We start from the raw sequence: 20,379 nt of genomic DNA on the forward strand, positions 1-20,379 counted from the left end.
TCAATTGAGGTTCAAAATGTCCCTAAAAAGCAAAACCCTGCGCTTAACAGGGTTTATATTGCAAATAAGAGAGTGTTACTAAATGGAGGGGAACCAATTAATTATTTAAGATCGTTAATAATAAGAAGGGGGAAGTTTTTAGCTGAGCGAGGTTGCCAATTATTATAGCTAATATTGCTAATTCCAAAATAGTTAAGCACTTTAGGTGAATACGTCCAGCCACGGGCACGTTGCTTTATAGCTGCGCTGCGTAAATTGGGTTTTAACCCTACAGTGAGTAAATCATGATTTACGTTTAATTTTTTGTATAGGGCTTTTTCGCGCAGGCTTGCTTTATTAATTACCTCATCGTAATGAGCACGTAATTCTTCCCACTTTTGGCTTTTTTGCGGCTCTTCTAAATGCTTTACCATGGCATCAATATCACTGTCTAACCATTTTGCTGAGGCTGCATCTCCATGCCAACCGATAATTGCATTAGGTTCTATTGTAGTAGGGTGCCCAGCAAGCAACACATAATTAGCACACGATGAAAAACAAAACTGCTTTATATTTACGGTTAATTTATGCGCCAAAATTAGCTCGGCTAAATCCATTCCTAAAGCTATGTTTCCGCCGCCGCTGGTAATAGTAAAGGTATTAATTGTGGGATTGTTTTTTAACAGCTCAGCTGCTGTATTGTTATTTTGTTTGTTGATTTGACCACTATAAATAAGCGTTTTATCGCTTAAAGTGACTTTAGCCTGTAATAAAGCTGGGAATATTAAAAAAAGAGTAAAAATTAATTTTTGCATTTGGGTTTTGAATGAGTATTTTTGCCAAAGGCTACGTAATTTGGCTAAGCGAGGCAAATACTAATTTGTCTAAAGTAAGTTAACTCCTTTTAACCCCTTCTTAACCCTCGATCGAATAAGCTATGTGTAATAGTACGAATTAGGCATAGTTAAATGGTTTATTTTAAAAAGCACTCAACCGGTTTTTTACTTGCACTTAGTTGTACGCTTGCTGCATGTAGTAGTCAGCCAAGCTATCAAGGTAATAGTACTGAGCAGTCGCTAAAGCAACATACAAACTGGCAGTACACGCAAAGTAACGCACAGCAAGTAAATTACATTACCGATTTGGTGGATATTGAAGGGCTTGATTCGCTTATTGAGCAAGCTGTTACTAATAACCCATCGTTTAATCAAGTGCATGTTGCATTAAAACTAGCTTATGCGCAGCGTGATGTAACTGCTGCAAGTCAGTGGTTTAGTGTAGATGCAGGATTTGACGCGCAGCGCAGTAAAACCGAAGGCACGCAATACAGCTCATCAGTAGGTATAAGTTGGGAAGCCGATATATGGCAAAAAATTGCTGACAACGTAGCCGCGCAAGATATGACTATTGCCAGTAATCAAGCTACTTATCAAGGCGCTAAAGACACCTTAGTAGCCAGCGTGATACGCACGTATTTAAACATTATTTTGCAGCAAAATTTGCTCGATATAGAGCAACAACGTTTAGTTGTTTTACAAAATAATGAGCAAAGTATTGTAGAGCGCTACCAATATGGATTAGGTGATTTAGAAGCGCTTGATACCGCCCGTACTAGCACGGCATCTACCCGCGCGACCATTGCCGATTACAAAGAACAAATAGCAAAAGCAAAGCGTGCTTTAATGCTAATTGTAGGCACTGATAAACTTCAAAACCTGCCAAGTACATTAACTCTACCAAGCGTTATTGAGCCATTAAGTACCTTACCAGAGCAAGATTTAGCGCGCCGACCTGACTTACAAAGTGCCTATTACAACATTCAGGCAAAGCATTACTTGGTTGATGTATCGTACAAAGAGCTACTACCGAGTATTTCGCTTTCGGCATCACTGAGTGATTTAGCAAGCACGCCAAGCCAAGCATTATTAACTAGCCCAGTGTGGAGTTTATTAGGCAGTTTAAGTGCCCCTTTATTTGAAGGTGGAGCACTGCGTGCGCAAGTTGATATTGCAAAATTAAATGCCGAGCAAGCGTTTTGGCAGTACCAAGATACGCTGCTAAGTGCGGTAAACGAAGTTGAAAATGCACTCGGGCAGGAGCAATCATTAACCGAGCAGCAACTGCAAATTAGCAATGCACTTGCTAGCGCTAAACGCAGCTTTAGTAACTATCAAAGTAAGTATCAACAAGGTTTGGTTGATATTTTAGATTTGCTAACAGTGCAACAAAAAGTATACGACCTGCAAGCCCAGCTTAGCCAAATAAACTACACCCTTTTAACTAACCGCATAGATTTAGGCCTCGCTTTGGGCCTTGGAGTATCGTCATGAAAATTTCGCCAACACCGGTTGTTGTAACGCTTGTTGCTATTGTTTGTATAGGGCTTGCTATTATGTATAACGGTCAAAAAATGGCTGAAAAAGCAAATAGTCCACAACCTGCCGCTATTAAAGCTATTGCCCCAAATGTATCGGTAATTAATGCAGCTCCGAGCACTTATCAGGCTTATGTTAGCGGCCACGGTGAAGCTAAAGCGCATTGGTCACTTAGCTTAAAAGCACAAGTTAAAGGCGAAGTAACCAGTATGAGCGAGCAATTTTCGACCGGTAACTTAATAACTAAAGGGCAGGTGTTTGCACAAATTGATGACACCGAATACTTACAAGCTCTAGCTAGCGCAAAAGCAACATTGGCTGATGCAAAACTAGCACTGCAAGAAGAACAAGATTTAGGTAATCAAGCAAAACGTGAATGGGATCGCTCAGGCGTTACGCAAGCGCCAAGCTCGCCGCTTGTATTTAGAACGCTACAACTAGAAGCCGCGCAAGCTACGCTCGATAAAGCACAATATGCACTTAAAACCGCACAGCGTGATGTAAATAACACCCAGTTAAGTGCACCATTTGACGCTGTTATTTTATCGCGCGATATAGATTTAGGTACTTATGTGAGTATTGGCGATACGCTTGCCACGCTAAACAGCACTGACAAAGTAGAAATAACGGTGCCGCTTTCATTAAGTCAGTGGCAAAACCTAGCAAATAATAAATCAGGCGATGTTATTTTAAGTGATGTAACCACTAATACTAAATGGAACGGTTATATTGCACGTTTTGAGCAACACCTTGATGACAGCTCGCGCCAACGCAGCGTAATTGTTGCCTTAGATAAACCGTTTGAGCAAACAACGCCGTTACTGCCTGGTACATTTTTAGCGGTAGAAATTGCCGGTAAGCAGTTAACTAACGTAATAAAACTGCCTGCTTCGGCGGTATCTCAAGATGGCTTAATTTGGTACGTAAATGATCAAAATAGCTTAGTAAGCACACACGCTAATAAAGTATTTGAGCGTGGGGATTACGTATATATTACGCCAGTAGATGGTGCTAAAAATCTAAAAGTGGTGGCGCGCCCACTTGTTAGTTACTTAAACGACATGAAAGTAAATCCAATAGTTGAGGAGATACAATAATGAGCCCTCATCAACCACCTCAATTACCCAGCAATAATAACCCGCTGCACGGTATTATTAATTGGTTTGCAAATAACTCTGTTGCCGCTAACTTATTGTTAGTTAGTGTGATTGTAATGGGTATTATGTCGCTTACGACTTTACGTAAAGAGGCTTTTCCGAGTTTAGAGCCAGATACTATTTCGGTATCGGTGGTTTACGACAGTGGCGATGCATTGCAAGCCGAAGAAGGAATAGCGTTAAAAATAGAAGAAGCGCTCGAAACCGTATCGGGTATTAAACGTATTACCTCTACATCAGATGCTAGCGGCAGCCATGTAAGCATTGAAAAAAGTACTGATTACTCACTCGATGAGTTACTTGTTGACGTTAAAAACCAAGTTGACGCTATTAATAACTTTCCGGCAGATGCTGAGCAACCTGTTATTGATAAAGCCCGTAGGCAAGATCATGCATTAACGCTGCAACTTTTTGGGGATGCAGATCGCCATACATTACAAAACCTGGGTGAAAAACTTAAAGCCGATTTATTAGCGCAATCAGGCATTAGCGACGTAGAGCAATCGGGTGTGCTCGACCCGATGATGTCCATAGAAATCGACGAAGGTAAATTACAAGCGTATGGCTTAACTATTAGTGATGTAAGTGAGGTCATTAATAATGAGTCATCAAGCCCGCTTTCGACTAGTTTGCGCGATAGCAGTAAAATTATACGCTTAAAAGCCGCCGACCAAGCTTACTGGCAGCGCGACTTTGCCAATATTGTATTGTTAACAACCGCATCAGGCACACAAATTAAGTTAGGCGATGTAGCAACCGTTACCGACTCATTTGCCGAAGATAGCAACTCATTAAGCCGTTATAACCAACAAAATGCCGTAGGCGTTGAAATTTTAATGGGCGATAACAGCGATATAACTACCATTGTTAAGCAAGCTAATAGCGTAATAGATAAATGGCACGAAAGCGGTTTATTACCTCAAAACGTAGAGCTTGAAAGCTGGCACGACAAAAGCACCATGATCACCGAGCGTTTATCGCTACTTACTAAAAATGCCGTGACCGGTATTATTATGGTGTTTGTAATACTTGCCATATTTTTAAACGTACGCGTAGCGCTATGGGTGGCTGGTGGCTTGCCGTTTGTATTTTTTGGCACGCTTTATTTTATGACCGATGGCTACACCGCACTGACCATAAACGAAATGACCACCTTTGGCTTTATTATGGCGCTGGGCATAGTGGTAGACGATGCCGTTGTTGTAGGCGAGAGTATTTACACCACACGTAAAAAGCATGGCGATACATTAAATAATACAGTTTTAGGCACCATGAAGGTTGCTGTGCCAACAATATTTGGGGTGTTAACCACGGTGGCTGCGTTTGTGGCGCTTTCGAATGTGTCAGGTAACTTAGGTAAAATTTACTCTCAATTTGCCACTGTAGTGACTATTTGTTTACTGCTTTCAGTTGTTGAATCAAAACTTATTTTACCCTCGCATTTAGCCCACATTAGTACTAAACGCCAAGTTAAAAAAGGCTTAGCAGGTCTGTGGTCAAAAATACAACATGGTGCTGATAGCGGCTTAAGCTGGTTTAGCAAAAACATTTACTGCAAGGTTATTGAATTTTCACTGCGCTTTAGATACGCCGTAGTGGCTGCGTTTATCGCCTTTTTTATATTAGTTATTGGCATGCCGATGACAGGCACAGTTAAAGTTGGTTTTTTCCCAAGTATTGCAGGCGACACTGTAACAGCCGATTTAGTTATGCAAAACGACGCCGCTTATGGGCAAACAAACACAAACTTATTAACGCTTGAGCAAAGTGCATTACAAGCAGAGCAAAACTTAATGACTAAGTTGAGCTCTGACAAAAGCGAAATAACCAGCCTACAAGTCATTAGTAGCAGCGACACCAGCGGTGAAGTAAGTGTTGAGCTATTAAACGAAGGCGCTTTTACAGCAAGCGAATTTGCTCAAGAGTGGCAGCGCGTAGCAGGTAGCCTTGAGGGCAGTAAAAAGTTACAAATATTAGCCACGCGTAAAATGGTTGATAACTTTAAAGTTGAGCTTAAAGCGTGGGACGACGAAACCGTAATGGCGGCGGGCGCACTATTTAAGGAGCGCTTACAAAATACCGCAGGCGTTAACGGAATAGACGACAACTTAAACCCAGGTCAGCCACAGCTTAAATTTACCCTAAATGCACAAGGGCGCGCGCTTGGCATGGATACAGCCAGTTTATCAAAGCAAGTACTGCAAGCCTTTGGTGGTGCAGTTGTACAGCGCTACCAACGTAATAAAGACGAAGTTAAAGTACGTGTACGCTACCCAGAAGATGCTCGTAAAACACCTGCCGATATAATGCAGTCGCGTATTCGCCTACCCGATGGCACGGTTGTCCCTTTAGTTAACGTAGCCACAGTAAGCAGTGAATATCAGCAAGATGAAATAACCCGCATTGATGGACTTCGTGCAATTTATTTAAGCGCCCAAGTGGATAAAAACGTGATTGCTCCAAACGAGTTAGTTGCTAACTTAAAGCGCGACTTAATTCCTGAGTTAACACAGCAATTTCCTAACTTAAGTGTGTATTTTGCAGGAGAGGCAGAGCAACAAAGCGAAACCACCAGCTCAATGAGCACTATGTTTGTAGCAGCTTTATTAGTTATTTACGTGTTGCTGGCTATTCCGCTTAAATCGTACATTCAACCTATGTTGATTATGGTAGCAATTCCGTTTGGCATTGTGGGCGCTATTTTAGGACATTGGTGGAACGACTTAACCATTAGTATATTGTCGTTAAATGGTATTTTGGCGCTCAGTGGGGTAGTTGTAAACGACAGCTTATTACTTGTTTCACGCTTTAACGAACTAGTAAAAGAAGAGGGCATGAGCACGCACGATGCCATAGTTGAGTCGTGTACGAGCCGATTACGTGCGGTATTACTTACCTCAATTACGACGTACGCAGGCTTAGTGCCGCTACTTAGCGAAACCTCAATGCAGGCACAGTTTTTAATCCCTGCTGCGGCATCACTTGGCTACGGTATTTTGTTTGCTACGGTTATTACCTTAATACTTATACCAGCATTATTAATGATTCAAACCGATGCTAAGCGCGGTATTGATGCTGTGCTAAAATCGCTAGGTGCTAAAAATAAAACGCAGGAAGTAGCCTCTTAATGATAAACGTACTACTGGTTGAAGACGACATAGACTTGGCAACCACCATTGTTGATTATCTCGAAATTGAGTCAATAGAGTGTGACCATGCAAGCAATGGCGTAATGGGTTTAAATTTAATAGAACGTAATCAATATCAAATGATTATATTAGATGTAAACATGCCCAAAATGGACGGTTTAACCATGTGTAAAACATTGCGTGAGCAAGGCATTGATATACCTGTATTAATGCTGACAGCGCGCGATAGCCTCGACAATAAGCTTGAGGGGTTTGCAGCCGGTAGCGACGACTATTTAGTAAAACCCTTTGCCATGAAAGAGCTAGTAGCGCGGGTTCAAGTATTAGCAAAGCGTAAAAGTGGAGAGGTTAAGCGACTTACATTTGCTAATTTAACACTTAATTTAACCGCGCATACAGCAACAGTGGCAGAGCACAGTTTAAAGTTATCACCCATTACTTTTAAGTTATTAGAAGTGCTTGTACGAGAGCAGCAAAAACCGGTAACCCGACAGGTAATTATGCAAGCAATATGGGGAGACGATCAGCCAGACAGCAATAGCTTAAAAGTGCATATTCATCATTTGCGTAAACAGCTAGAGCAAGCGCATTGCCAAGCCGTACTAGAAACAATACCTAGTGTGGGGTTTGCGCTAAAATTAAAAAATGAGACACAAGCATGAAAATTAGACCCAGCCTGAGGTTGTATTTTTTTGCCACCATGGTGCTTTTAAGTTCATTAATGGCAATTGGTTTTTCGTTTTTAAGTGTTAATTATTTTATTGATGGCTTAGACCGAGGGTTAAATGGCGTAATGCATGCGCTTTCGCAATCTACTGAGGTTAAAAACGGTGAACCTGCAGAAATGATTGGCTTTAAAATAGCGAGTCGCTGGGAAGACATGCCAAGCGAAATTCAGCAACGCTTTACAAAGCCTACAGAGGTTGGCGTACTACAAAAAAGCAAAGTAAAACCATCGTTTTTTTCAATGCCGGAAGACCTCTATTTTGTAGCGTATTTTCAAAACCCTGCAGGGGAGCCCCGTTACGTATCACGTATTATGCTTGAAAAAGAGCGCCTTAAAAAACAAAGCTCACCCGATAAACCTATAAAAAAGTTGGCATGGATAGCGTTAACAGGGGTTACGGCAATTGCTTTATTTACCTTCTTTTTGTTTATGGTAATGAAAAAAATAGCTAAACCAGTAGAGTCACTACGCGGTTGGGCTAAGTCGCTAAATCAAAATAATTTACAAAACACGCCGCCCGACTTTACCTATAACGAACTAAATACCTTGGCAACGCTAATACGCAGTAGCTTGCTTTCTGCTCACGAAAGCCTTGAGCGAGAGCAGCGCTTTTTAAGTTATGCGAGCCACGAGTTACGTACGCCAATTTCGGTTATTCGTAGCAACGTTGAATTACTTAACCGCTTAAGCGAAAAAGCACCTTTAAGCGATAAACAACACCTTACACTGCAGCGAATAGAGCGCGCCGGTTTAACCATGAGCGATTTAACCGAGACGTTATTGTGGCTTAGCAGAAATGACGACCAGCAAAGTGCACCAGAGCCCGTAAACCTAGCCGAAAAAATAACGACCTTGAGTAACGAACTCGATTATTTACTCAATTCAAAACAAGTTGATGTACTTATAAATACCGATAACCAAAATACGACTATTAATACCGAAGCCACCGCATGCCACATTGTGCTTACTAACTTAATACGTAATGCGTATCAGCATACGCAACAAGGGCAAGTGCGAATTACTCAGCAGGGTAGCCGTGTGATTATAGTAAATAGTAGCGCACAAACTGATACGTCACACGTTACTAATAGCGCAAATAAGCCTACCAATATTGGCTACGGTTTAGGATTAGAGTTAAGCGAAAAAATAATAAAACGACATGGTTGGGTATATGAAGTAAACGACATGCCAGGGCGTTATGAAGTGGTGGTTGATTTTAGTTAATAGACTTTCTTAATACTTAGGTTTTTTACATTCAAAAATATTTAATTTAACGCTGAGAATATAAAAAACTTAGTGATAGTAATGTGTTAAGTAATTTGCTAAAACTATAAATAGAAAGGATGCGAGTGTAGCGCGAATGGAAATACACGTGAATTATGTGCTACTAAATTATTAGGGTTAATGGAGTAACATGCAATATATCGACTATTATAATTCAATTAAAGATAAGGTTCTAAAAGAGCTTACTTTTAATGAACTAGCATTTGTTCATCTAAATGCTCGAGACTATAACGACATAAAGCATGGACAAATACAATCTGTTCTTCCTTTAGTTATAGGAGAGATCAGGCACGCTAAATTTTATAGATATTCTCAGAATTTTCTACCCCTTGCTTCAGCATTCACTGTTTTAGATCAGCTTGGTTTTTGTTATTCAAGAAGTGATATCCCTACTTATAGTGACATTAATGCAAGCTCAATAAAAAAGTCTCTATATTATTTTTGTGGTTTTTCTGAGAATGATAGAGATACAAAAACATTATATGCATTAAGAAATTCATTTTTGCATACGGCATCATGTTTATCGAAAGCTGAACGACCTAACCAACCAAATCATAGTTTCGTATTTGATAAAAATTCAGATGATTTGATAAAGTATCCAGACATACCATGGGATGGTGATTTTAATAAACTAAATAACAGCATGTCTACGATTGTCAATCCTGTGATGTTGGTAGACTTAATTGAAGCTTCGGTTGAAAATGCACTTAAATACTTATATGACGGAAGTTTGGTAGTATCTTGTGATAGTGGGAGAGCCGAGTTTTACTATCGTTTCCTTAAGTTCTATTCTGAAAAAATCTAGCATAAACAATCAATATGAACGGTTTTAAAGCACTTAAAGTAAACCTGCTCTTGCTGCTATTAATTAGCTCACGGAAGTCTTATGGAGGATATCGAGTTTAAAGTTTTAAAGTCTTTTCTCGTTGAGTCTAAGAGCCATCGCTGGATTCAGGAAATGTATTAAAAATAGTTGCTCCTGAAAGAGGTGGTGGCTACGAAACAATGAAAATACTCCATGCTTATGTTAAAGGCGAACTTAAAGGAGCTTTAACTGGATATGACATAACTAAAAATAATGTAGTTTGCCCAATAAAAGATTTGATCCCGTTATGCTCTAATTACTACTCAGTCGCGCATAGGAAGAGCCTTCCGTACACAATAGAGGAAATTAAAAGTATGAACGCTAATTAACCATGCTTTCGAGTTTTGCTAGTCAGGTTTTTTCAGTATTTTAGAAAAGTATGGAAGTAGCTGAAAATAAGATCGCAAGCGGATATTAGTAACGTTTAGATTGCTAATTTTACTCAATCAAAGAGTTTTTATCGAGCCTTACAATGCCAATGATCATCGTGTTTAGTGCAGGCTTGTTTTGTGGGCTTGGCTTTTACGATCACAATGTTGGGAGAGTTGTGCTCAGTTACTAAAGCAGGCGTAACTACTTTAACGACTTTTTTATGTGGTTTATGCGCACTGGGACCATGTTGATATACTGTGCAGCCGCTCATAATAAGCGCGGTCGTCATTACTAAAACTACTTTTAAAGATAAGTTCATGTTTATTAGTCCTATGTAGCTTAACACAAAGCCTAGGATAAACTTTTTTTTGTATAGTGCTGTAAGCAAACGTAAGGATATTGTAAAGGTGACTTATATGGCTTTTGACGTCTATTTAACTAATTAATAAGTACATTGGTACTGCGTTAAATACGCCAATACCAATGCTTACAATATTGAGTTTAGAGCTCAGAGCTTAGTCCACTGAGTTCAAACTTATAAATCGCTGCGCCAACCCATACCAGACTCTTCCATTAAACGCTCGTACACGCCTTCTATGTTAAGTGGTAACCATGCATCAAACTGTTTAAAGTCACTAAATTGGTCTAATTTTACATTTTGTTTAATTTCGTCAAGCGTATTACCGGCTAAAACGCCTGCGGTTACTTGGCTATACAAAAGCTCTAAATAACTTAAGTAACGCGCTACATCTGCTTTACTGCCAATATCGGCATGTCCGCCTACAAAAGTATTAAAGTCATATTTGAGTACCGCTTGAGTTGAGTTAATCATGCCTTGAATATCGTAACTCCACAGTTTTTGCCACGGCATTCTGCCAATAACAATCCAATCAACCACAAACAAGGTTTTTTGCTTTTCGAATAATATACTAACCGAACCACGACCATCGTTTGGACCATGGTAGTTAAGCTTTACTGTTGAATCACCAAGGGTAAGTAGTAGCTCGTTATCAAAAGTAAGGCTGGGCATTACCGTTTTCATTTGTGTGTTTTTAATATCTTGCGCGGCGAGTTTATGCGCCACAAAAGTGGTGTGCGGGCTTTTGAATACTTCGGCGCCGTAAATATGATCGCTGTGATTATGGCTATATACAACATATTTTACCGGTACGTTATAGCGAGTTTTAATTTGCTCCTTTAACCACGTGGCGGCTTTTTTATTAAGTGGGTCGGTAACTATTGCACCCTCAGGAGTGATTAAAAATACTGAGCGGTGTCTGTCGTCTATAAAGCGGTGTAAGCCATCTCCTAAGTCTTCTATTTCATAGGCTTGTGTGGCAAAGCCTATAAACAATAGGGCTGTGGTTAATAGTTTTTGTAGCAAGCGGGGCATACACCATTCCTTTTTAAATTGATTAAATTAATAACACTATTAAAAGAAGAAAGCATTAAGCAGTAAAAAATTTCAGCTATTGGTTAAATTAAAGCTTAAGCTTAAGTAAAAGGATCAAATATAAGGATGAAATAAAAAGCCATTATAAAAATGGCTTTAGATAGCTTGGTTGGGTTTATCTTTGCGTTAGTTGTTGGTTTATTTCTTCAAAGATACTGGCATCATCTATGGTTGAAGGTATTTGTAGCTCTTCGCCATCAACCAATTGGCGCAAATTTTTACGCAGTATTTTACCCGAGCGAGTTTTAGGTAACCTATCTACGCTAACTATATTTTTAAGGCACGCAATAGCGCCAATCTGATTACGAACACTTAAAACAAGCGCTTGTTCTACGTCGGTACTTGAGCCCATAAAATCATTTTTAAGCACGATCATTCCCATAGGAAGTTGCCCCTTTAGAGGATCGTTCACACCAAAAACAGCGCATTCAGCAACAGCAGGGTGCGCGGCTACTATCTCTTCCATTTCGCCGGTAGAAAGCCTATGGCCTGCTACATTTATAACGTCGTCGGTTCTGCCCATAATAAATAGGTAGCCGTCTTCATCAATATAACCACCATCGCCAGATAAATAATAACCTTCGTATTCATTTAGGTAGCTTGCTTTAAAGCGCGTGGTATCTTGCCAAATAGTTGGTAGGCAACCTGGTGGAAGTGGCAGTTTAATTACCACGGCGCCTTGCTCGTTAGCTGCGCATTCATTGCCATCCATATCTAATATTCGCACGTCAAAACCTGGAGTTGGCAGGGTAGAGCTGCCAGGTTTTGTTGCTAAGTACTCAAGCCCTACAGGGTTACAAGCAATAGCCCAGCCGGTTTCTGTTTGCCACCAATGATCGAGCACTGGCAGTTTGGTTTTTTCTTTAAGCCACTCGTAAGTGGGAGGGTCCAACCGCTCGCCAGCTAAAAACAAACGTTTTAAGCTTGAGGTATCGTATTGATTAAAACCATCGGCATTTGGATCTTCTTTTTTGATTGCTCTAAAGGCGGTGGGGGCACTAAATAATGCATTTACTTTATATTCTTCTACCACGCGCCAAAATGCACTAGCATCGGGCGTTTTAACGGGTTTACCTTCATATAATACGGTCGCGCAGCGATACATTAGCGGTGCGTAAACTATATAAGAGTGCCCAACTACCCAGCCAATGTCAGACGCTGCCCAAAATACGTCGCCGGGCTTCATACCATAAACGGTTGCCATGCTGTATTGCATTGCCACTGCGTGACCGCCATTTTCGCGTACTACGCCTTTGGGTGTGCCTGTCGTGCCTGAGGTATATAAAATATAAAGCGGATCATCTGCATTTACAGGCACCGGATCTGCGCTTGCAGCCGTTTGCATTGCCTGAGTCCAATCTATGTCTCGTTTAGGCTTAAGAGTGGCGGTTACTTGTGGACGTTGATAAATAACGCAGTGTTCTACTTTGTGCGCAGCTAAGTCTATTGCGTTATCAATAAGTGGTTGGTATTCAATAACGCTGTTTACTTCAACACCGCATGAGGCGCTAAGTATAAGTTTGGGCTTGGCATCATCAATGCGTACAGCTAATTCGTGTGCAGCAAACCCACCAAATACCACCGAATGAATAGCCCCAAGACGAGCGCACGCCAACATACCAATAACAGCTTGTGGGATCATTGGCATATAAATAACAACGCGGTCGCCTTTTGTAACACCTAACGATTGTATTACGCCTGCAAATCTAGCAACTTCTTGTTGTAGTTGTGAGTAGCTATAAGTTTGCTTTGTATTAGTGACTGGGGAGTCGTAAATCAGTGCAGTTTGCTCGCCAAATCCGGCAATAACGTGTTGGTCTAGTGCTAAAAAACTGGTGTTTAATTGCCCGTCACTAAACCAATGGTAAAGCCCGTCGTCGTCTTGTGTGTATGCTTTTGTGGGGGGGTTATACCACGGAATATTTTTACTTTGTTCGAGCCAAAATTGGGCTGGGTTTTGTTTAAAACCATTATATTGCTGTTTATATTTGCCTGACATGCAAGGCTCCTAAAACTAAATTTGTGTGTGAGAGACCTTACAAAATGTAGGCTTTTTTTAGCAAGCAAGCTATTCGACCTTGGTCGGCTAAAAGTTAATCAATACACTGGTTTTTAAAATACAAAATTGACAACACAAAGCGTGTGGTTCAGCATGGCGGGCAGTAAAAATAAGAGAAAATACGATATGAGTAACGTAGTAAGAGTAGGGGTTGCGGTTATCATAAAGCATCAAAACACAATTTTACTAGGTGAGCGCATTGGCGCGCATGGTGCTAATACATGGGCAACACCTGGTGGACATTTAGAGTTTGGTGAAAGTGTTGAACAATGTGCAATACGAGAAGTGTTTGAAGAAACAGGTTTAAAGGTAAGTAAAGTTACTAAGCTTGATTTTACCAATGATATTTTTACAGCAGAGAACAAACACTATATTACGTTGTATGTAAAAGCTGATTTTGAAGGCGGAGAGCCTGAGCTTAAAGAGCCTAATAAATGTTTAAAGTGGCGCTGGTGCGATATTAATAATCTACCAACGCCACTGTTTACATCACTAAAAAATTACTTATCTGAGGCTGTACTAGCCTAGTTATTTTGTTGGCGGTGTCGCTGGGCTTAACTCTAGTTTACTAAAGCTTACTTGAGCGTAATCGCCATTTTGTTTATCTGTAGTCCAATCGCCAGTGCCTAAACAACCTGGGTACCAAATACCTTTAGCGCTCTTAGTGCTACATTGGTTATAAGCGCCGGCTTTAAAGTAATGCCAATCTGCAGCGTAACCATGTGGATGGTCTTTTTCGTCCACTTTGCCATAAGCATCTACGTTATTACCTAAGTTAATAGAGTAGTTAACGTCTTCTTTGCCTTGTGTGCTAAATGTAAGGTGCATAACATTTTTATACACATTGACCGTGTAGCTAAATTCTTCACCTAGTGCAATACCGGCACTGCCAGGCTCGTTAGGGTTTTCCCATGTATTACCCCAAACTGGGTAAGTAATGTCTTTACGGTCAGGATTGGTTTTAGGTAAATTACGTTCGTAGTTCCAAAAAACTGAGCCTGTTTTATGCCCTGGCCATTTTTTGTAATATATTTTAAGTGGCTCATTGCCCCAGCCATAACCAAGCTTGGTATCAATAAGTGCCTGATCTTTACCTGCGTGAATTTGCCCTACAACAACCGAGTAAGCCGCTTTTTTATCAGGATCAGTAGCACGTAGCGCAACGTGATCTACTTTTAACGTTGCTTCCATTTTTCCACCAACAGAGCCAAATCGGTCAGATAGCGGGTGAACAGCTAAAGCAAAGTTGTTTTTAGAGTGTTTAGTTTTAATTTTAGTATTTGATCCACGGATCATTTGTCTAAGTTCACTACGGGTATTAGTAGAGTTAGCACTTGTAAGCGCTTTATTAGGCGAGGTAAATACCATGTAGCCTTTATCATCAAGATAGAAAAAATCAGGGTGTGCGTAAGTCTGAATTTCTTCTACATCTATTTCATCAATTTTACCGTCGTTGTTTAAATCAACTGGTACATTTATTTTCCAGTGTGATAAATCAAACTTTGTTGCAGGTACCGGCGCATCGCTTTGCTGATTAGTGCTTTGGGTACTTGAACAAGCCGTAAAAAGTAGAGGTGTGATAACGGCTAAAGCCGTAAGTTTAAATGTGGATGTATTTTTTATCATTATTGTCTCTGTGTGATGAAGTAAAAATTGCGCGGTACAGGCGTCGCTTAACTTCAATCTAACATACCAATTTAAAAATTAAAACTTACCAATTTGTAGTTTTTTATAATTAATTGTTATTTTAATGACGGTGTTTTGGTTAACCAATAGGGTTGGTTAACGTTATTATGTTATTTAAAATTGTTAAACAGAGGTGTTTTTCATCATATTTGGTAGCGCTTGATGTTTGCTAATATACTTATTTAAATAGGTTTAATTTATAGAAGGAGGAAGAGGGAGTTGCCACTTTTTTAAAATGGCTTGGTATTCGCCACTTACTTTTATAGTTTTTAATGCCTGCGAGATTAAGTTTGCTGTTTTATCGTCAAGCTGATTATTAGCAGCAAAATAGAGTATTGAAGGAAAATCAGCTAAATGAAGTCGTTTAGTTATTAAGTCTGGGTCGAGCCCTGACATTTTTAGTTCATTATCTAAGGTGAGTGTATTCATAAGGACAAAGTCAGTTCTACCCTTATAAAGCATTTGCCATGCCTGCTGATAATAACTAGCTAGTATTAAATTTTTATCTTCTTCAAACCCCATCTTTATTAAATATTTGGCACTCAAATATCCACGAATAGTGCCTACTTTATAAAATTTTGCATGATTTAAATGAGTTACTTCGTCTTTATGGCTTTTTAAACTAACTAGGTAGGCATCAGTAAAGTATACCGCTCCTAACCATTTAAACTGACTTTGCCTAGCGGGAGTTTTTAATAAAGAGAGCATAATTGTGTTTGGATTAGCTGCTAGCTGATGAAAGGCTCGTGCCATTGGCATTATTTCAAATTTAGCTTGTAGCTTTGCTTCTCTTAAAACAGCCTTAGCAATATCAACGGAAGCTCCGTCAGCTTCACCGCTTTTGTTTTTAAAATGGTAAGGGTGTAAATCTTCGGCAATAAAAGTAAGAGAGCTTACTGCCCTTACATTACTGCAAAAAATAAAAACGAAAATGAAAACTACAACACGCAGATACATAAGAGAATCTTTCTAACTACAATACTTTGAGTTTAAAGGGTTTTGTCTGAAATATATACTCAAATGTATAAAATAAGTAAATGAATAGGTATGTAGAGAGTCTATTGCATAATTAAAGAAGTGAAAATTGAACGTGTATTGAGTAAAGTTTTATATACCCACAAGCGCTGTAAAAATAATTGAGCCCTTGTGGGTATATGCAATGATTAAAAGTAGTATTGAATTGCAAATTTAGCCGATGTACTACTTGTATACCAATGTTGGTTTTTAAGTTCAGTACGTATAGATAAATTACGTGATAAGGAGTAATTCCACTTTATTGCAAAGTCACTGTGTTTATCTGCTTGGCCATCTATTAACCATGTTATGTTTGCTGTAAGAGCGAGTTTATGACTGTTATTTATTTGCCATATTGCACCAGCTTCACTACCAATGCCTGTTGTTAGGTTGTCTGTTATGTCACCATTATTAAATTCAACTTGGCCAAGTAAATAGCCGTGTAACGTGTTTGGGTTACCGATTGATTTTCCGTATCCACCTTTAGCAAACCAACGACCTTGTTGAATATTATTATTAGGCTGACGATCAAAGCCCATTTTAAAGTTCCAAGACCAGCTATCAAACACGCGGTTATCGGGTGCAAGTGACATAGCATCTAATAAATAAAAATGCTCAAGTCGCGTGTTACCCTTATCGCTTATGGCTCCTTCAATATCAAAAAAGCTAATTTGAGCACCAGGAATAAATCCAGCTGAGCTATCTAATAAATCATGGTATGCAAGGCGATACGCAAAGCTTGTTAAGTCACTTTGATGGGCATACTCAGTTCTTCCAAGAGTTACTTTAGAAGAGCCATGACCTTGCTCTGGAGAAGCAATAGGACGACTTGGCTTAGTAAATGGCGAAGCTACTTTATATTTGCTGCGAATTAGTAGTAGCTTAGTTAGTCGCGGTGCAATTTCTTCACGCTTTAATGCTTTATCGTAAAATTCAAAATTTAACCATTCATACGCCATTTCTAATATTGCGACTAATTGCGACTGTGAGTAATTACGAGTATTGAGGGAGCCACCTTGCATTAACTCTCTTGCATCATCAAGTTGCTCGTTAGTCATTTGAGTAGAGTAATGGTAAAGCTTAGTGCCAAAAGCAGGGCGGTAATTAGGTGTTTGTAGTAAGTTGTTGTTTCTTAGTATTGCAACGGTATCTGATGGAATAGCTTGCATATTAAATGACGATGTTAAATCAAGGTCCTCTTGTGCGAGTTGTAATAATGCAAGTAATTGGTAGGAGCAGTTTTCATCAATAAAAAAGTAATCAAATGTAGCTGATTGTAGCTCCCATAAGTGCAATAAAATAAGCTCTACTTGTGGCTCAGATAAATTAAGTTTGTATTCCCAAATATCACGAGATTCTAAATCATTATATTCGCGTACTTTTTTATAGTACGGCATAAGCGAAAATTTACCAGGATAGCTGCCAATCAGGCCTTTTAGTGCGTACATAGCTGCATTGTCTGAGCCGTCTGGTTCTGCTGCAAAATTAACCGCAAATGCGAGCAACTCTTTATGGCGGGTCTGATCTTTTGCATCAATACGAAGTAAGGTGTGACCAAACATTGATGATGGGCTATTCATAAATGCAGTAGGAAAAACTAACGTAACCCCTTTTGGGTTTATTATTTTTTGCCACGTTTGAAGCTCTGGGCAATTAAGCGCGGGCCAGTTATTTTTAATTTTTGTTTTTAGCCATTTATAGCGTGCTGGAAACCGACAGCGAGATTGTGTTGTTTTTGGGTCAGTATTTTTACCACTAAATGCGGCTATAGTGGCTTCAAGTTCGTCCAGTGGACTTGTTTTACCTATAGGAGATAAAAAAAACTCAGCACTATCTACTTCACTTTTCCAACCACCTAATGTGGCCCCACGGTAATGACCTAATTTGAGCCAGTAAGGGTCGGTTGCTAAGGTGTCATTTTTAAAACTTTGAGCGTTTACGTAAGTACTAAACAGCGCAATTGATAAAACAAAGAATATTTTTTTCATAATCACTAAACAATAAAAGCCGCTAGAGAAATACTCCAGCGGCTTTATTTATACGTATAAAACCGGCTAATTTAGCTGATTAAGAAAGAGTATAAGAAGCAAGTTGTGCGTTACTTGCAAGAACAGTGTTTAGGTTTTCTAAAACTGTTTGCGAAGTTACGTTTTCAGAAGTAAATACTGAAGAAAACTGTGCTTGAGCAAGCGCGTTGAATGCTGCTTTATCTTGATCTGCAACACCCCAAGCTTCAGCTAGAGTAGCTAAAGTTTCGCCTTCACCTTTTGACATATCACGAGCAAGTTGCTCCATGTTACCGTCGATGAATAAAGCAATTTTTTCTGAAGACGTTACTGTACCAGTACCATCACAACCTAAAGTACCAAAAGTGATACCAAAAGTTTGGTTACCAGAAGTACCGTTTGTTGTAGCGCCTAAAATTTTAACGCCTTTACCTTGCTGACCTGCAAATAACATAGAACCAAGACCACAACCAATATCTTGGTCAGCCATTGCATTTGAGAAAGGTAGTAAAGATAGTGCAGCTACTGCGATTAGTTTTTTCATTTTCATAAATCCATATATGATTGTCTTTATTTAGGGTAAATAAAGTTCGCGAAAGATTCTAACAGACTTGCAGAGAAAAAGAACAGCTTAAAACATGAATATTTTACACTCTAATTTCTCTACTATATTAAAGCGAATGCAGGGAGAAACTAGACCAGTTCAATAATTTTTTATTGAACTGGTGGTGGTTTTTTACTTCTTGGGGCACCTAACAAAATACAGGTATGGCAAATACATACAGATAAAAATGCACTAATACCTAGTGCACCACCGTAGCCGTCAAGTTTTGGTACAAGAAATTCAAATAATATTGAAAATAAAACAGATGAGCTTGCTACGGTATAAATACCAAAACGATGCGGGGCGCTCATGCCAATAAATGTACCGCCAAAAAATATAATTGCGTATAAATCGGGGTTTAAATTCAATGCGCTAAAAATTAAGTAAGCAATAATAGAAAGTGAAGAGGATGCTCTTATACCATCAAAGCGACTATGTTTAGCTAAGTAAAACGTTAAAAAAGCACCAAGCAGTACAAGTAATGGGTATTCAATACTCATAGTACGATTCCTTTAGCTAATACAAAAAGTGCCACGCTTGCAAAAGCGACACTGCCAAGTTTGCCACCAAAGCCTGTAAACATATTCATAGTAAGCACATACAAACTTGAGCCAATAAGCGAAATAATAGCAATTTCCCAGTAACTGGTAATTAAATGGGTTGAACACATACCGGCAAAACTACCAGCATAAATTGCAGCATAAGGATGGTTTTTATAACGCGCAGGAAAAGGAATAAAAGAGCCAATAAGCCCCGTTAGCGCGGCAGAAATTACTAAAGGCAGTGCAAAAGTAGTGTGCATAGCAAAGCAAGCTACAAAGCCTAAAAAGAAAGTAATGAATTTTAAAAGTAAGAATTTAATCATAGCGGCGCATTTTAAACTAATCCTTTTGCGCTTTCTAATACTCTCTAACAAATAAATGTTATAAGTAATTACACATTTAAAAAGCGTGTTTTTTAAACGACTCTTAGGTATTAAATATGCTTAATAGCGTTGCTGTTAATGTTCTATAAATCACAAATTATGTATAATGGCGATAATTTAATGTATTAAAGTGTTAACCAAGGGTTATTTATGTCTAACTGTTTGCATCTGGCTATTCCGGCTGGCGATTTAAAAGTGGCTAAAGCGTTTTATTGTGACGTACTAGGCTGTAAAACGGGTAATAGTGAAGAAGGCCGCTGGGTAGATATAGATTTTTGGGGCAATGAACTTACCTTGCACCAAAGTGTTGAGCGCTTACCAACAGTTCGCCATGATGTTGATATGGGAGCCGTAGCAGTACCTCACTTTGGTATTCACTTATCTGAAGATGAGTTTAACGGGTTAAAAAAGCGTATTGAAGATGCGGGTATTGAATACCTAGATAAACCATACCGCCGTTTTATTGGTGATGAGTTTGAGCAAGAAACGTTTTTTATTGAAGATCCAAATGGCAATGTGCTTGAAATGAAAACCATGGTAAACCCAGAGGTTTTGTTTAAAAAAGTATAGTTTTTCACTCGTGCTATTTAAAGCCACTTTTATAGCTGTCTCTTGATCACAAGTCTGACTCAAGAGATTTTGCTAAATCGTAGCCTTCCAGGATGGCTTGTAACTTAAGCCATCCTTGCCATAACACTTTCACAGATGCACGCCCTGTGCGCTT

The 20,379-nt window shown here is 39.3% G+C and carries 18 protein-coding genes; 8 read left to right on the forward strand and 10 right to left on the reverse strand.

The window, feature by feature from the left end; translation table 11 throughout:
• Positions 1–101 precede the first annotated feature (101 nt).
• Complete coding sequence (locus H5092_RS04565) at positions 102–794, reverse strand: hypothetical protein (RefSeq protein ID WP_241764510.1); 693 nt, start codon at positions 792–794, stop codon at positions 102–104.
• Positions 795–947: 153 nt separating this feature from the next.
• Between H5092_RS04565 and H5092_RS04570 the strand changes: the two genes are divergently transcribed.
• From H5092_RS04570 to H5092_RS04595, 6 genes are all read left to right on the forward strand, one after another.
• A complete protein-coding gene (locus H5092_RS04570) occupies positions 948–2,309 on the forward strand; it encodes a TolC family protein (protein WP_182732968.1) in 1,362 nt (453 codons plus the stop codon).
• Positions 2,306–3,451 (forward strand): efflux RND transporter periplasmic adaptor subunit, encoded by a 1,146-nt coding sequence (locus H5092_RS04575; protein ID WP_182732969.1) that lies wholly within the window; start codon positions 2,306–2,308, stop codon positions 3,449–3,451. The genes H5092_RS04570 and H5092_RS04575 overlap by 4 nt, the downstream gene beginning before the upstream one ends.
• Positions 3,451–6,639: an efflux RND transporter permease subunit gene (locus H5092_RS04580; protein ID WP_182732970.1), complete on the forward strand. Its 3,189-nt coding sequence runs from the start codon at positions 3,451–3,453 to the stop codon at positions 6,637–6,639. The genes H5092_RS04575 and H5092_RS04580 overlap by 1 nt, the downstream gene beginning before the upstream one ends.
• On the forward strand, positions 6,639–7,322 hold the full coding sequence (locus H5092_RS04585; RefSeq protein ID WP_166378157.1) for a response regulator transcription factor: 684 nt from the start codon (positions 6,639–6,641) through the stop codon (positions 7,320–7,322). The genes H5092_RS04580 and H5092_RS04585 overlap by 1 nt, the downstream gene beginning before the upstream one ends.
• Complete coding sequence (locus H5092_RS04590) at positions 7,319–8,611, forward strand: HAMP domain-containing sensor histidine kinase (RefSeq protein ID WP_182732971.1); 1,293 nt, start codon at positions 7,319–7,321, stop codon at positions 8,609–8,611. The genes H5092_RS04585 and H5092_RS04590 overlap by 4 nt, the downstream gene beginning before the upstream one ends.
• A gap of 190 nt (positions 8,612–8,801) precedes the next feature.
• A complete protein-coding gene (locus H5092_RS04595; RefSeq protein WP_182696146.1) occupies positions 8,802–9,476 on the forward strand; it encodes a hypothetical protein in 675 nt (224 codons plus the stop codon).
• A 517-nt stretch (positions 9,477–9,993) separates the two neighbouring features.
• Here H5092_RS04595 and H5092_RS04600 read toward each other — a convergent pair.
• The 3 genes from H5092_RS04600 to H5092_RS04610 form a co-directional block, all read right to left on the reverse strand.
• Positions 9,994–10,227, reverse strand: a complete 234-nt coding sequence (locus H5092_RS04600; protein WP_182696147.1) for a hypothetical protein — start codon at positions 10,225–10,227, stop codon at positions 9,994–9,996.
• Between the two features lie 216 nt (positions 10,228–10,443).
• Complete coding sequence (locus H5092_RS04605) at positions 10,444–11,301, reverse strand: MBL fold metallo-hydrolase (RefSeq protein WP_182696148.1); 858 nt, start codon at positions 11,299–11,301, stop codon at positions 10,444–10,446.
• 175 nt (positions 11,302–11,476) lie between these two features.
• A complete protein-coding gene (locus H5092_RS04610) occupies positions 11,477–13,360 on the reverse strand; it encodes a propionyl-CoA synthetase (protein WP_182732972.1) in 1,884 nt (627 codons plus the stop codon).
• A gap of 186 nt (positions 13,361–13,546) precedes the next feature.
• Between H5092_RS04610 and H5092_RS04615 the strand changes: the two genes are divergently transcribed.
• Positions 13,547–13,948 carry an NUDIX hydrolase gene (locus tag H5092_RS04615; RefSeq protein WP_024596686.1) on the forward strand — a complete coding sequence of 134 codons (402 nt, stop codon included), beginning with the start codon at positions 13,547–13,549 and terminating at the stop codon, positions 13,946–13,948.
• Here the strand turns inward: H5092_RS04615 and H5092_RS04620 are convergent, their stop codons facing one another.
• From H5092_RS04620 to H5092_RS04645, 6 genes are all read right to left on the reverse strand, one after another.
• Complete coding sequence (locus H5092_RS04620; RefSeq protein ID WP_182732973.1) at positions 13,949–15,046, reverse strand: polysaccharide lyase family 7 protein; 1,098 nt, start codon at positions 15,044–15,046, stop codon at positions 13,949–13,951. It abuts the gene before it with no gap.
• Between the two features lie 252 nt (positions 15,047–15,298).
• Positions 15,299–16,063: an ABC transporter substrate-binding protein gene (locus H5092_RS04625; RefSeq protein ID WP_024596684.1), complete on the reverse strand. Its 765-nt coding sequence runs from the start codon at positions 16,061–16,063 to the stop codon at positions 15,299–15,301.
• Between the two features lie 206 nt (positions 16,064–16,269).
• Complete coding sequence (locus H5092_RS04630; protein ID WP_182696151.1) at positions 16,270–18,108, reverse strand: DUF4105 domain-containing protein; 1,839 nt, start codon at positions 18,106–18,108, stop codon at positions 16,270–16,272.
• A gap of 79 nt (positions 18,109–18,187) precedes the next feature.
• Positions 18,188–18,670: a DUF3015 domain-containing protein gene (locus H5092_RS04635; protein WP_002962856.1), complete on the reverse strand. Its 483-nt coding sequence runs from the start codon at positions 18,668–18,670 to the stop codon at positions 18,188–18,190.
• Between the two features lie 170 nt (positions 18,671–18,840).
• On the reverse strand, positions 18,841–19,230 hold the full coding sequence (locus H5092_RS04640) for a hypothetical protein (protein WP_002962855.1): 390 nt from the start codon (positions 19,228–19,230) through the stop codon (positions 18,841–18,843).
• Positions 19,227–19,532, reverse strand: a complete 306-nt coding sequence (locus H5092_RS04645) for a hypothetical protein (RefSeq protein WP_002962854.1) — start codon at positions 19,530–19,532, stop codon at positions 19,227–19,229. The genes H5092_RS04640 and H5092_RS04645 overlap by 4 nt, the downstream gene beginning before the upstream one ends.
• Before the next feature lie 273 nt (positions 19,533–19,805).
• Between H5092_RS04645 and H5092_RS04650 the strand changes: the two genes are divergently transcribed.
• Positions 19,806–20,225 carry a VOC family protein gene (locus H5092_RS04650; RefSeq protein WP_002962853.1) on the forward strand — a complete coding sequence of 140 codons (420 nt, stop codon included), beginning with the start codon at positions 19,806–19,808 and terminating at the stop codon, positions 20,223–20,225.
• Positions 20,226–20,379 lie beyond the last annotated feature (154 nt).

Origin of the sequence: Pseudoalteromonas sp. SR41-7, from assembly GCF_014163935.1 — a bacterium.
Lineage (GTDB): Bacteria > Pseudomonadota > Gammaproteobacteria > Enterobacterales > Alteromonadaceae > Pseudoalteromonas > Pseudoalteromonas distincta.